The sequence below is a fragment of the uncultured Clostridium sp. genome, from assembly GCF_934754915.1.
Classification (GTDB): Bacteria; Bacillota; Clostridia; order Clostridiales; family Clostridiaceae; genus Clostridium.
Map to the genome: position 1 here is coordinate 1 of NZ_CAKVKB010000086.1, position 14,589 is coordinate 14,589.

Genomic DNA, 14,589 nt, shown 5'->3' on the forward strand with positions numbered 1-14,589 from the left:
TAAAAAATTATAATGGTAAAACACGAATTAAAAACCAATGGTAAATTTTCTTAAATTAATGCACAAGTCAAGTTAATAATATATATTTCAATTAATAATGCACGATGGACAATTGACAATGAATGGTGAAATCTTTTCAAGATTTCTTTAATATTATGTAGTTTTATTATTAGAATGTATATATTATAAAAGTATATATCACCAAATTAAAATCTAAATGAAACATACAAAATGCAAGATTTGAAACATAAAACAATAATTACAACATATGTGTAAAATCATTTAAAATCAAGGAGGAAAGCTTTATGCAAAATGATAATCTTCTGCACTATCCTGACTATGACTGGATTCAAGAAATAATTGATTATGTTCCATATAATGAACAGGAAAAACAAGATAAAAAACTTATTTTAAAATGCATAAATCAATATGATGATATTCTATTTCGTGAAAATCCTATTGCTCATATTACAAGTTCAGGATATATAGTCAACAGAAACCGTACAAAAGTTCTTATGATATACCACAATATATATAATTCATGGTCATGGACTGGAGGACATGCAGATGGAGACAAGGATCTCATACATGTTGCTGTAAAAGAAGCTGTTGAAGAAACTGGAATCAAAAATTTCAAAGTACTTTCTAATAAAATATTATCTTTAGATGTTCTTACTGTAAATGGACATATAAAAAATAACAAATATGTGTCAAGTCATCTTCATCTTTCCGTATCATATCTTCTTGAAGCTGACGAACATGAAGAACTTATTGTAAAAGAAGATGAAAATAGCGGTGTAATGTGGATTCCAATAAATGAAATAGATAAATATTCAACTGAACCTTATATGATAAAATTATATAAAAAATTTAATACTAAAATTTTAAAGCATACACTATAGAAATATAATCTTTTTAATATTATTAGTCATATTTTTAGTTCAAAATTTGTACAAAACAAATATTAATTTTAATATATATTACAATTAACAATTGGCAATAAGAGAAGAAACTTTGAAAAGATTTCTTTAATTATTATGTAATTTTATTATTGAAACATATATGTATAAACTTAGATATTATTAATAAAATTATAATAGAGACGCTTTATATTAAGCGCCCCTATTATATCATAACAAGATTACTCTATAACTACTACCTTATTAAGACCCAGAGTCTAAATGAAGAATCCTGGATATCCATATCCTCCAAATCCTCCGCCGAAGCCCCATCCGCCACAGCAGAAGAATAAAATCAAGATAATCCAGATCCACCAGCAGCCTCCAAATCCGCCAAATCCATTACCATAGCCATTTCCATATCCAAAACCATTATTGTATCCATTGTTACAGCAGCATTGATTGCTGCAGCAGCATGAAGGCTGACATTGACAACAGCATGATTGAGGACAGCAGCATTTATTACAACAACATTTGTTGCAGCAGCACCTATTACAGCAGCAGCAGTCACCAGATTTTTTTGACATGTTTATCAACTCCTATTCATTTGTTAATATATACTATTCATAGAAGCTGATTTTTGTTCTTATAATTATTTTTGTAATATGGATACCTTATTTATTAATTTGCAGCAATTAATAATAAATTTTATCCATTTCATGAATATTAGTAGAAAATATGCCATCCTTTTTTCTATTTTATTTATTCAATACTCTTTACAATCTTATTTACAATTTTATATACAATTATACTAATAAAAATAGTAATAACAATATCAAGGCTCATATATTTAAAGAGATTCATTCCTTCAAAAGGTGGATATTCATGTATGCCAACAATATTTTTAAGATTAGATTCCACAAGTATATATGATAAAATGGTTCCTATTCCAAGAGAAATAAAAACAGTAATTATTTTTTCATTTAATTTGGATGTAAAAATCTTTGTATTGCTTTCAAGTTTAAAGTTTTTTTGAATGAAAATATATATAGCAAATAATATTATTGCAAATATGAATACCAATAATATTTCTTTTATAAAAATACTTGTTGAAAAATTTAATGTACCCTCATATCCAGAAATGTAATTAGGAATATTAAAACGTCCAATATTTAAACTATAATAAATTCTATCTGATATAATATCCAAAACACTCTTGTCATTACCAACATATATATAATCAAGTATTGTAAAGAATTTTCTAGCTATAGACATAAAAGAAATTGGAATTAAAGTTATCATACATACTAATCCTATAAAAACATTTGAAAACATTGAATCTATTATAAGTAAAACAAGTATTCCTGTTATTCCTAAAACAAATATTCTTAAAACATCTACAAAAGTCATTGTAAAAAATCCATCAGCAATTGTCATAAGATTATAATATCTTATATATGCCATAAAATTCAGATAAAGATATTCTAAAATGAACACTCCAAGAGTAACCATAAGGCATATGAATTCATTAAATTTTATCTGTATCTTTGTATATGGAGCTTTTGTAAGAAACATATTATTGCTTATTTTACTCATTCCATGAGATGCAAAATGAATTAATATAAATATGATTCCCAATATAAAAAATTCATCAATACCTGATATTTTGAAAGTATTCAAGAACTCATAAGAAAGCTCATTTGATAATTGATTCATTGCACTTAAAATACTACCCCAATAGGAAACTCCCCAGATAATAATCCCTAAAAATATCATCATCTTTGCAGAATTGAACCAATGATACATTAAACCTTTATTTAAATATTTTTTCATCACACTAATCCTCCTTGTCAACCTTATATATGAATATATCTTCCAGGCTCAGATCAATTTCTTCAATAAATAAAGGTTTGAATTTTTTAAGATTATCTAAGAATTCTTCATCATACTCATCAGTTATAATTGTAAAAACTCTTCCCACCTTTGAAATATTAAATATTCCTTTAAGATTAAGATCTTCTTCATAAACCGGCTCATCAAATGCCACTTGGATTTTCTTTATTTTATTCTTCATATTTTCAACAGAATTTTCATAAGACACTATTCCATTATCTAATATTGCAACATCGTCGCATATTCTTTCAAGCTCATTAAGATGATGTGAACTTATGATTATAGTAGTCTTATTTTCATAAACTTCATCAGCAAATATCTTTAAAAGTTTATTTTTTAATATTGCATCAAGCCCAGAAGTCGGTTCATCAAGAACAAGATATTTTGCATGAATTGAAAAAGCCAGCATTATTGAAAGCCTCATTTTCATTCCCTTAGAAAGTTGAAATATAAATCTTTTTTCTGGTATCTTAAAAATTTTATTAAGTTCATTATATTTCTTCTCATCAAAATTAGGATATGAATATTTATAAAATTTCAATATTTCATTTACCCTGAATCCTGTCTGCATTATATTTTCATCAGCTACATATCCTATCAACTCCTTTACCTTTGGATTGTCATAAACATCTTCTCCATCATAAGTCACTTTTCCCTCAGTAACCTGATAAATTCCAGTAAGACATCTTAAAAGAGTTGTTTTTCCTACACCATTAGGACCTATTATTCCATATATCTTTCCCTCTGAAATCTTAAGATTAATATCTTTAAGTATTTTTTTCCCATCTATTTCAAATGAAACATTATTAACCTCTATCATTTTCATTTACCCCCAGTTCTGAAAAAATCTCAAGAACCAAATTTACAAAATCATCTTTTGATATTCCTCCATAATTTGCTTCTAATATTATTTTTTTAAGTTCCCCCTGAATATATTCCATCTTTTTTTCATCAACCTTCCCCTTAAAGTTATCTGTAACAAAAGTACCTCTTCCTCTCAATGTTTCAATTATGCCTTCTCTTTCTAATTCTCCATATGCTTTGCTTATTGTATTTGGATTTATTGTTAATATAGAAGACATTTCTCTCACTGAAGGAAGCTTATCGTTTGGTTTTAATGCTCCTTTTAATATTAGCTCCTTTATTCCAAGCTCTATCTGTTCATATATAGGAGTACTACTCCTAGGATCTATTTTAAGCATCGCCATCTACCTCTTCATCAGTTGTTAATTCATCCTTAATTTCAGCTTCATCAATATCTTCATAAAATTTATCTGTATCTGGCTTCTGTATGCTTCCATCATGAAACATATTACTATCAATATCAGCACTCAGTCTTGCGTAATCTGGAGCATACCCTTCATCAAAAAAGTTAAAAAAGTCAATAACATATCCTTCTCCCTCATCTATAAAGACAGCATCTATTATTGTTGCACTTTTGTCTTCATTAATATCTTCTTTAATTTCATAATTGTAAGGATCCGTAAACTCATATGAATATTTTTTCACTTTAAGTCTGACTGGTTCTTCTTTAGTAACAGGTCTGGCTTTTGTAAAATTATTCCTTAGCTTTTCGTAATAATTCAACATACTATCTTTTGTTTTTTCATCCATTTCTATAACTTCCTCGATACTGATTTTGGCAAACTGAAATTGTGAATCAGTAATTCGCTTCCTTTGTGAAAGACATTCAAGGAAATCATCTGTTTCTTTCATGGCAAATCTTTCATTTGCTGCTAATATTGGTTTTTCATTTAAAACATCCAATATCTGTTGAGTACTTGTAAAGTTTTCTTTTTTCTCATAAACCTTCTTCTGATTTAAAGGTCCTAAAAACGCACTGAAAACCACAAAACCTCCAATTAAAATTACCAATGTGGATTTTTTCATATCTTTCCCTCCTAATTGTATTTACTATGCTTTGTACTTCCGACCTTATTAATATCTTTCCCATGATATTCAGAAATTTTGATTAAGCTGCTTTTAATCAAAATTATTCTGCTATATTGTCATACTGTACATAGTGTACTAATTGACCTAGTACACTTAGATTTTATAACACTCTCATCCTTAAGTCAATATTTATTTTATTTTCATCTATAATTTTATCTATATTGTAACTTCTAACAGTATATTTCTTAATTTACAGACTAATTATCATATAATATATGAAAGTACTGCTATCATAATCTATAAAAAAGGAATATTACAGCTGACTTTTGCTCAACTATAACAAAAAAGCTGAACTCTGTAACTTTTTCAGAATTCAGCTTTAAAAATCATTTTCTACTTTCTATCTCCAAAATACAAGATAATTAATGCCACAGCTGTAAATATTACAGGTCCCGCAATCATTGCAATAGTTGAGATAACATCACCTTTAAGTGCTGGCTCTATTATGGTAAACACATTTGCAAATCCTACTGTTGCTGTAACCACTACTGCTGCTGTCATTGCAAATGCTTTACTCTTATAAACTTCAAAAGGTTTTATTATATCATCTTTTCTTTTAAATGAAATAAATGCTATTGATAAGAATAAATATGGTATTGTCATTGCAACATTAGTCATCAATACAAGCATTTCAAAGAAGGCTTTTGCATTTTTTCCACCCATTGCTATTAAAAGTACCATAATTCCTACTATTATAGTCTGCACAAACATTGCATTTGATGGCATTCCATTTTTATCAATCTTTGAGAACTTCTCTGGCCATAATTTTTGTGGTGTTCCTTCAATTAACTGCTTTAATGGTGAGTATGATAATGTGAAAAATGCACCTGTTAACGCAAGGAACATTGATAGTCCTACAAATCGTGCAACCCAGTTACCAATTTGAACCGCTGCTCTAGTACTCAGCCCCATAGATGTTCCTAAAGTATAACCAAAATTATTCATGACTACATAGGCAACATTTGCCATATTAACATTATCAGCTGATAATGTTGTCTCCCAATTTGTAAAAACTCCAACACAAAATATTCCAATTGCATAACCGATTGAAATTACTATTGCAGCTATTGCAACTCCTTTGGGAAATGTTTTTTCTGCATTTTCAGTCTGATCAACAAGACCACCTACTGCTTCAATTCCTCCAAATGCAAAAATTGCAAATACAAGAAATGAAAGTATTGAAATCACACTCTGATAAGATGGATTAGGTGAATTTACAAATGACATCACACTATCAACAGGCTGTGCTAAAACTCCTTTATTTAATACAATAACAATTACAGCTCCTGCTATTAAAACAACATTAAGAAGAGCACATGCAATGCCTCCAACAGATGTTATTTTTGTTATTTTGCTCATACCCCTTTTAGATATTATAAATACTAATGTAACCCATATTGCTCCTAAAATTCCAAGGCATTGAGTTGAATTTAACCCTAAAAAACTTAACTCTGATGTTCTATCAACTCCAAAAATCATATTAGATAAAGGAATCCATATACTTGAACATATATTTATCATCCATATAACATAAGACGCATACCACATAAATAGTCCTATAAATGCATATCTAGGTCCTACACTTTTTTCCATCCATGAATAAATTCCTCCTTTTTCCTCCTTAAACGCAGCACCATATTCAGCCATCATAAATGCATATGGAAGAAAGAAGGTTATTGCTCCAAGAATAAACCACGGAATTGCACCATATCCCATAAGATAAAATGATCTTGGCATATTAGCAAAACCAAATACTGATGTAAAAATCATAAGAATCAATGTCACTAATGTAAGTTTCTTTTGTTTTTCACTATTTCCCATTTTATTTTCTCCTTCGTTATTCAGTTTTTAATATGTTAGTATGATACTATCGTTCTTTTTCTAAATCAAATCGTTTTTTATAACACATTTGTATATTAGAATAAATAATTCTGATAGTTATTTATTTTTTTTAATACTTTAATATTATTTCTTTATTATTTTTACCCGTTTTTCTTTTTATTATTATATTGTATCAAGTCTCATTAAAAAGATTTTTATAAAATTTTTATTTTCTTTTTTAAGAATTTTCAGAAAATTATTTCTGCATAATAAAAATGCCGTGAACTCTATAATTCATGACATTAATCATACTTATTTCAATTTTTATCAACTATCTCTATAATCTCCTGTACAATTTTATCAACACTTTTGTTGTCAGTATTTAGCTTAAAAGAATTCATTTTTCTATATAATTTTAAATTATCTAAACTTCTTCTTATACTATCTGAACTTCTAAGTCCAGCTGCAATATCTTTTGCTATCCTCTTAATTAAAATCTCTTCAGAACACATAAGGGTAATTTTATATACTTCAACATCTGACAAATTAATGTTATCTAAAACAAGATTCATTATCTCATCAGTTTGTATTACCCAGTTGAAAATAATATATTGTGACATTGAATTTTTGATAAAATTATTAAGCAGATAACATATATTTTCAATTACCATTTTTTTATTTTCCACTGTAACCTTAAATGGATTCATATACCAACAGCTATCTCCATCAAGCCAGAAAGAATTGTTTAGAGACTTATAAAGCAATTTGCTTACTGTAGTTTTTCCAACCCCCATTGTTCCATTTATTATTATTAATTTTTTCAAATCTTGTCCTCCTAAAATATACAGCTAAATATAAATGCTTTATTATATTTTTAACACTATAAATACTATTGTAAAAAAACTCATCTTCATTTATTATAATAAAAAAGATGAGTTTTTGATATTACTATATTAAATTTGATTTTTTTACTGAAGACTGTATGACAAATGCTTTGAACTAATTAAATAAGTCTATGTTTTTTAAAACTTTTATAAATCCCATCATTATCATGAGTATCTGTAATTTCATCTGCAATTTCCTTAAGTCCATCTTTTGCATTTCCCATTGCAATACCTATATTACAGTATTTTAGCATCTCTGCATCATTCATTCCATCACCTATTGCTATTGTATCCTCTTTTTCAGCATTTATACACCTTAAAAGTATTTCTATTGCTGTTGCCTTATGAACACCTGGAACTCCAAGCTCACCACTGTTTTCTCCAAATGCACTTACTGTACATCTATATACTTCAAATTCATTTTCAAATTCTTTCTTTATTTCATCGAATGTTATATCTGATGGCTCTAAAAAACATGCCTTATTTACATCATCCCTATATAAATCTTCTCCAACTATGAGTGTATTTACAAAATGATCAGGATTTTTTTCCTTTTTCTCTCTTGCAACTGGATCATTTTCTAAATCTCCATAAACAATCCTCTCAAGCTGTGACATGAGATTTTTACTTGCATATAATCCCCCATTAGATTCAATATAAAAATTTACATTGTGGTCATTAAAAAAATCTACAAGATGCTTTACATTGTTATAAGTTACTCTTTTATGATATACCATATTATCTTCAATTTGAAGATATCCTCCTCCTGCACCTATAACTCCATCAAAACCAATATCCATTATAAAATCATATATTTCTGCTTTAGATCGTCCTGTACATAAAAATACCTTATGACCATTTTCTCTTGCTTTTTTTATTGCCTCTGCTGCGCTTACTGGAACATTTCCCTCATCATTACATAATGTACCATCAATATCTAAAAAAATTATTTTTTCTTTCATACTAAATCACTCCATAAAATTTCATTTATTCAATACATACATGTTGCAAGATTAAGGTTGCATATAAAATACAATATTTAAATGTAAAAAAATAATTACCTGCTGATTTGAATCCTATCTCTGCAACTTGTTCTTAAGAACAATATAACATATATTTCAGTATACATTTACAAACAGCTGTATATTTGTAACATTATACTTTAAAAAGTAACTTGTTTTTTTATGTTACAATATGTTTTTTATAAATTTATAGATTTCAGTATTAAACTGATGCATAATTATAGATTGCAGATTATTAATTATCTATATAACAATATTAAAATCATATCTAAAATTAATTTAACATACATAAAAATTCCAAAGAAATCTTGGAAACATTTCCTCATTCACTGTTAATTGTCCATTGTACTTTGTTAATTGTAATATATATTAAAATTTTCTTTACAATATCGGAATCAAAGTGTATATTTTATTTGAATATTCTGCTATAATAATGGAATGCTTTTAAAAATATGCAACATTTTTTAAGTCATGCTTGTTAAGTTATAACAATAAATTTGAATATTAAATTTTATAAATTGTGAAAGAGGTGTATTAAAATTAATACTAATTATAAAACTGCTGAAAATACATATATTACAAAAGATGTAGTGACTGAAATAAAAGTGCTGAAAAAAAATGGCGCTGAACTTACATGTAAAATAGATACTTCAGATGTTGAAAAGGTAAAAAAAATCGGTACATGGTTTGCTGAATGGCATAAGGATTTCAATAATTACCTTGTTCAGACTTTAGTAAAAAACAATGTAAATGGAAAGACAAAATTTGAAAAAGTAAGTATACAATCTGTAATTCTTGATGTTAATCCAAAAACTCCAATAAAACACTTAAATGGAGATACATTGGATAATAGAAAAGCAAATCTTGAAATATACAACAGGACTCTTAAAAATGATTGTGAAAAAGTTGATTTTGATACTATGGCTGTGATCTTAAGAGACAAATTTGGTAATCCAAAACATAAAGCCTTAATCTCTATGTCTGATGTAGATAAAGTAATAAAAGATGGATACAACTGGGTTGTTTATCACAAAGGAAATGAAATGATGGTAGTTGCTAATACTAAAAATGGCAGAATTCGTCTTGATGAATTTCTTATGGAACCTGAAGAAGGAATGAAGGTTCATCACATTAACCTTAATCCATTAGATAACAGAAGAAATAATTTAGAAGTCAAGGAATCTTAATAAAAACACTTTTAAATACATATTCAAACCAACAACTAATCTAAAAGCGGGTGTTTAAAAAAGCAGATAGAACATAAAAAATGTTTTATCTGCTTTTCATATTTTCAATATCTGTTCAAAGCTGTAATATTAAATATTCATAAGCTTTGCTGCATTATTATAGAATACATCTTCAAGGGCTTTTTCATCAAGACCGCTTGTTATCACTTTCTGCATCTCAATGGTAGGGTGATGAAAAGGTGCATCTGTTCCAAACATTATACGATCTTTACCTATTGTTTCATATACCTCTTTAATTTTTGAGTTCATTGGCATTCCAGACATTTCAAGATATAAATTTGGATGTCTTTTAGCCATTTTCATACTTGCATCTATATATACTCCATGTCCATGTCCCATATGTATCATAACTACTTTTACTTTTGGAAATCTTTCAGCAAGAAGTGCTATACTCCATGGAAGTGAATATGGTGGATGTCCACAATGTATGAATACTGGAATATTTAAATCTTCTGCTGCCTGCATTATAGGATCAAGAAATTCATCATCAGCAACATATGCATGTTGTAATGGATGAAGTTTTATTCCCTTAAATCCTTCATCATTAACATAATGATAAATATTTTTAACAGCTTTTTCTCCATCATATGGATTTGTAAAAACAATTGGAAGAAATCTATCTTTGTATTTTTTATACGCTTCAACAACATTATCATTATCAAAACTATCTGTACTACATAATATGGTCTTCTCAATTTCATACTCGTCCATCTGCTTTATAAGTTCATCTGCGCTAATAGAAACATTAGCCCATCCTCCAAAATTGCCTATATGAGCATGTGCATCAATTTTTTTCATCTTACTCTCCTCCGTTATCATATAAAACTTTGAGTTATTTTAGTGTATCTTAATTTTTTATAAAATGTTTATTTATTTTTTTAATCTTAATTTATGTTACTTACTCTTATACTGTAATTTTAAAATTTAATTCACACTCTAATTGTTAAAAACAACCATAACAATTAAACCATAAATTATAGTATATCCCCATATCTTATTATATATGAACAGTTTACATTAACATATACTATCCTGCTCAATTCCGTTAATAAATCTTTTTATATACCTTATATTCTCATACTATGATTAATCTTTTTAATTCAAATTATTTTAGTACCTTATCTTAATTAATTTTGTTCATATTAGTTTATTTTTATCCAATTTTAGTCTATTTAATAAATGAACTTATTATAAACTATAACAATTATTTCATTATCTTCTTCAGATTTGCTTTTTAATTCAATTTCTTATGTACTCAAATCTCCTTGATATATGTATTCAAAAAGAGAGAAATATCATACTATTTTTCTCTCATTGCAAAATATACCATGCTTTTTTACTTTTGTCTAATGTACCCATACATTATAAAATTATAAAATTTTTAACTATTTTATTCACTCAACCTTTTTTACAAACCTATAGTTTCTTTAATCAAAAAACAGACATACAAAATATAAATTTATATTTTGTATGTCTGTTTATAATCTATATACCTTTGCCCTTATCATCTAATTATAAGGATTATAATTTGCTCTTATCATCTTGTCAGAAATATCAAGAGATTTTGATACTATTGTCTTCTCGTCTTCTGTAAGATTTTCCTCTCCTTTTATGCTTCCATTTACTATTATTGCAAATGATTTTTCAGTATTAAGAAGATTTCTTCCCATACAAGTCATATTATACTCATCAGAAGGTATTCCAAGAAGATATAATACTGTAGGCATCATATCGATTTGTCCTCCAAATGTTTCAATAGTTTGTGGAGCTGCTTTCTGTGATGGATCATAAATTATTACTGGAACCCTTCTTCCTCCATTATCCTGAAACCATTCTTCCTGATTTGAAAGTTTTGAAATGTCATCATTATAATATTTATGTACACCTGTATGATCTCCCATAAATACAACTATACTGTTTTCAAGTATTCCTTCATTTTCAAGAAGTTCAAGGAATTTTCCTATCTGCTTATCAGTATAATGAACACTTTCAATATATCCTCCAAGTTTATTTTCATTTAATTCCTCATCAAGACCTAATTCCCTATATTCTTCTGGAATATTAAATGGCGCATGACTTGTTAAAGTTACAGTCATTGTATAAAATGGTTCTTTCATTTCCTTTATCATAGGAACAACTTGTTTAAAGTAACTTTCATCACTTAATCCCATTCCAATCCACTCATCATGCTCAAATGAATAATAATCTCTAAATTCATTAAATCCTATTCCACCGCTTAATGCAAGTTCATAGTTCCAAAAAGAACCCTTATCTGAATGTATTACTCTTGTACTATATCCATTTTTCTCCAAAATTTCAGGCATTGAATTGTAATCATTCAAAGGATATCTAAAGAACGTAGCCCCTCTTCTTACTGGCAGAAGAGATGTATTTGAAATAAAATCACAATCTGCACTAGTTCCTTCATTAACCTGCTCAAATATATTAGGAAAATAAATTGATTTTTGCACAAGTTTATTTAAATTTGGAGTTATTTCCTGTCCATTTACTTCCTGACCTATTACAAAGTCTTCCAAGGATTCCACTTGTACATAAATAAGATTCTTTCCTTTTGCAGCACCAAAATACTCATTATCTTGAAGTTTTTCATTTTTGAAATTAAAATATTCATCAATGTCCTGTTTATCTTCATCTGTAAGTTCATAAGGTCTCGTATTATAATATACAGTAACTGCATCATGAATATGATATCCTATTGTTGATAGATATCTGTGTGTATATGTTGGATCAGTTCCTGCAATTATATATGCATTTTTCACATTTGGATTTTTTAATACATAAATATTAAATGGAACATAAGCTATAAATATAAATGGAAGTACAAATGTACATAAAAATCCTTTTATGCATCTCTTCCCTTCATTAGTAAAAAACTTTCTAAACTTATAAGCATATGCACCTATGACTACAAAATCAATTATAAACAGCCAGTCTAAAGAACTCATCATTGATTTTATACTATCTGATAAATTGTCAAGATTTGATGTCTGTGTCAAAAGAAATACTGATGGTACTGTATTAAATCCTCTATAATACCATACATCAAGTATAAATAATAGTGTTACTATTATATCAAGTATGAACACATAGATTATTCTCCCTTTTCCTTTAAATAAAAGAGAAAAACTAACAAATAATAATGCAAAAGCAATATAATATTCCAAAGATACTATTGAAACCATTCCATATCCAGTTGAAAAACTAAATGAATATGGATTTTCACTTGATACAAACCCTTGAAAAATAATTCCTTTTAATACTATTGCTATTACTGGAATTAAAAAGAAAATCAGTCTCACTATATTGTCCTTATGTAGATTATTTCCAACTGCTTCTTTTGGTTTCAGCTTAAATTTACCCAAGGTCCCACCTCACTTATCTAATATAAATATACTTTTTAATTCATCATATGAATTGTCCATTTTTAATCATACAATGATTTTTTATTGAGTGCCTTTCACATTATACCACTTTTATTTTTTTTCATAAACATTGTAATGAAACCTTAATATTTTATCTTTCATTCATATATAATGTTCAATTATAATTCATATTTTAATTTAGATATTACTGTCCGTCTATTTTATACTTTCCTCTCTTCTCAAGGCTTTTCCCTTTTCACAATAACTCATATCATTTACTGATTCCACCTCAAATTTTCCATTGTTATATAAAATTTTGCATATACATGAATTGTCCATTTTTCTTATATCCACATTCTTATCAAGATAATCTATTATAAGTCTCAATATTCCTCCATGAATTACAAGAAGTACATTACAGCCCTCATTGACACTATGGGCACTGCATATTTTATTTATTCCTCCCATCACTCTTTTAATTGCTGTGTCGTAATCTTCTGCTTCATTTGTTTCGTCTAATACTGCAGTCGTATCACAATATGCCTTTTGGAACTCATATTTTTGTTCAGCTTCTTTTATAGAACTCACCTTAAGATAGCTTAAAATATCATTAAGCATGACCTTATCAATTCCTCCTTCATACTTTCCAAAATAAACTTCTCTTAGTTCCTTAAGTTCTTTAAGCTTCACATTGCCGCTTGCTCTGTTTTCATCAATTACAATTTCTGCTGTTTTTGCCGCCCTTCTTAAATCACTGCTGTATACTCCATCAAATTTAATATCACGAAGTCCAAGTCCAACATTTACAGCTACTTCAATTCCCTTTTCTGTAAGAACTCCATCACACCATCCCTGAGTTCTCCCTGCCCTGTTTAATATTGTTTCTCCATGTCGCATCAAATATAAATTTATTTTTCCTTTTCCTCTATACAATTCAACTTTGTCTGATTTAGATATTTCTTTATTATTCATCACATTATTTTCCTCCATTTACAAACTTAATGGTTAATTTTTGTTTTTGTTAATATACATTCCTTTATCGTTAAATTATAACATGTATAATTTATTATTTAAATTAATCTTCTCAAAAAAATATATAAATCTAAAACCTTAAATAATATTACAAACATAAAAAAATATCACAATATTCATTTACTATTTGAATATTGTGATATTAGAATAATTTCATACATTTCACAAAGATTATCTTGTACAAAATAGAATTTAATTATAATAATTTACACTTCTTCTTGGAATCCTCTATTATTTTTTCTGCAATTTTTAATGGTTCATCCTCAACACCTTTTAAATCTGGATAAAATATATAATCACTTATATCATCAAGTCCAAAGCTCTTTTCTAGAAGTTCTATATAATATGACTCATGAAAATCTTCTATATTCTCCAACGTAAAAAAATCTGCTTCGCAGACTGTGTGTTTCCGCCTCTTTCCAAAGTTATCCACAGATTGTCCAAATATATAATTT

Annotated in this window: 13 protein-coding genes and 1 pseudogene; 2 read left to right on the forward strand and 12 right to left on the reverse strand. The window is 27.6% G+C overall.

Translation table 11 applies throughout. The features are described 5' to 3' along the window. The first annotated feature begins 305 nt into the window (after positions 1-305). On the forward strand, positions 306-902 hold the full coding sequence (locus Q0F58_RS12730; protein ID WP_294377156.1) for an NUDIX hydrolase: 597 nt from the start codon (positions 306-308) through the stop codon (positions 900-902). Between the two features lie 275 nt (positions 903-1,177). Here Q0F58_RS12730 and Q0F58_RS12735 read toward each other — a convergent pair whose 3' ends face one another. From Q0F58_RS12735 to Q0F58_RS12770, 8 genes are all read right to left on the reverse strand, one after another. Beyond that, positions 1,178-1,486 carry a ground-like protein gene (locus Q0F58_RS12735; RefSeq protein ID WP_294377159.1) on the reverse strand — a complete coding sequence of 103 codons (309 nt, stop codon included), beginning with the start codon at positions 1,484-1,486 and terminating at the stop codon, positions 1,178-1,180. A 175-nt stretch (positions 1,487-1,661) separates the two neighbouring features. Beyond that, on the reverse strand, positions 1,662-2,732 hold the full coding sequence (locus Q0F58_RS12740; RefSeq protein ID WP_294377161.1) for a hypothetical protein: 1,071 nt from the start codon (positions 2,730-2,732) through the stop codon (positions 1,662-1,664). A 4-nt stretch (positions 2,733-2,736) separates the two neighbouring features. After that, positions 2,737-3,612 carry an ABC transporter ATP-binding protein gene (locus tag Q0F58_RS12745; protein WP_294377164.1) on the reverse strand — a complete coding sequence of 292 codons (876 nt, stop codon included), beginning with the start codon at positions 3,610-3,612 and terminating at the stop codon, positions 2,737-2,739. Then, positions 3,599-3,994 (reverse strand): GntR family transcriptional regulator, encoded by a 396-nt coding sequence (locus tag Q0F58_RS12750; protein WP_294377166.1) that lies wholly within the window; start codon positions 3,992-3,994, stop codon positions 3,599-3,601. The genes Q0F58_RS12745 and Q0F58_RS12750 overlap by 14 nt, the downstream gene beginning before the upstream one ends. Beyond that, a complete protein-coding gene (locus tag Q0F58_RS12755) occupies positions 3,987-4,682 on the reverse strand; it encodes a hypothetical protein (protein ID WP_294377169.1) in 696 nt (231 codons plus the stop codon). The genes Q0F58_RS12750 and Q0F58_RS12755 overlap by 8 nt, the downstream gene beginning before the upstream one ends. 396 nt (positions 4,683-5,078) lie before the next feature. Continuing rightward, positions 5,079-6,566 carry a glutamate/gamma-aminobutyrate family transporter YjeM gene (gene yjeM, locus Q0F58_RS12760; RefSeq protein ID WP_294377172.1) on the reverse strand — a complete coding sequence of 496 codons (1,488 nt, stop codon included), beginning with the start codon at positions 6,564-6,566 and terminating at the stop codon, positions 5,079-5,081. A 317-nt stretch (positions 6,567-6,883) separates the two neighbouring features. Further along, complete coding sequence (locus tag Q0F58_RS12765; protein ID WP_294377175.1) at positions 6,884-7,390, reverse strand: AAA family ATPase; 507 nt, start codon at positions 7,388-7,390, stop codon at positions 6,884-6,886. Between the two features lie 179 nt (positions 7,391-7,569). Beyond that, positions 7,570-8,412: a Cof-type HAD-IIB family hydrolase gene (locus tag Q0F58_RS12770; protein ID WP_294377178.1), complete on the reverse strand. Its 843-nt coding sequence runs from the start codon at positions 8,410-8,412 to the stop codon at positions 7,570-7,572. Between the two features lie 650 nt (positions 8,413-9,062). Here Q0F58_RS12770 and Q0F58_RS12775 point away from each other — a divergent pair. Continuing rightward, entirely contained in the window at positions 9,063-9,659 is a 597-nt protein-coding gene (locus Q0F58_RS12775) for an HNH endonuclease (protein WP_294377180.1), read from the forward strand. Between the two features lie 129 nt (positions 9,660-9,788). Here the strand turns inward: Q0F58_RS12775 and Q0F58_RS12780 are convergent, their stop codons facing one another. The 4 genes and pseudogenes from Q0F58_RS12780 to Q0F58_RS12795 all read right to left on the reverse strand — a co-directional run. Beyond that, positions 9,789-10,517 (reverse strand): amidohydrolase family protein, encoded by a 729-nt coding sequence (locus Q0F58_RS12780; protein WP_294377186.1) that lies wholly within the window; start codon positions 10,515-10,517, stop codon positions 9,789-9,791. A gap of 710 nt (positions 10,518-11,227) precedes the next feature. After that, a complete protein-coding gene (locus Q0F58_RS12785; RefSeq protein ID WP_294377188.1) occupies positions 11,228-13,102 on the reverse strand; it encodes an LTA synthase family protein in 1,875 nt (624 codons plus the stop codon). A gap of 216 nt (positions 13,103-13,318) precedes the next feature. Continuing rightward, positions 13,319-14,074 carry a histidine phosphatase family protein gene (locus Q0F58_RS12790; protein WP_294377190.1) on the reverse strand — a complete coding sequence of 252 codons (756 nt, stop codon included), beginning with the start codon at positions 14,072-14,074 and terminating at the stop codon, positions 13,319-13,321. A gap of 256 nt (positions 14,075-14,330) precedes the next feature. Next, a pseudogene (locus Q0F58_RS12795) lies at positions 14,331-14,589 on the reverse strand (hypothetical protein); the annotation flags it as partial.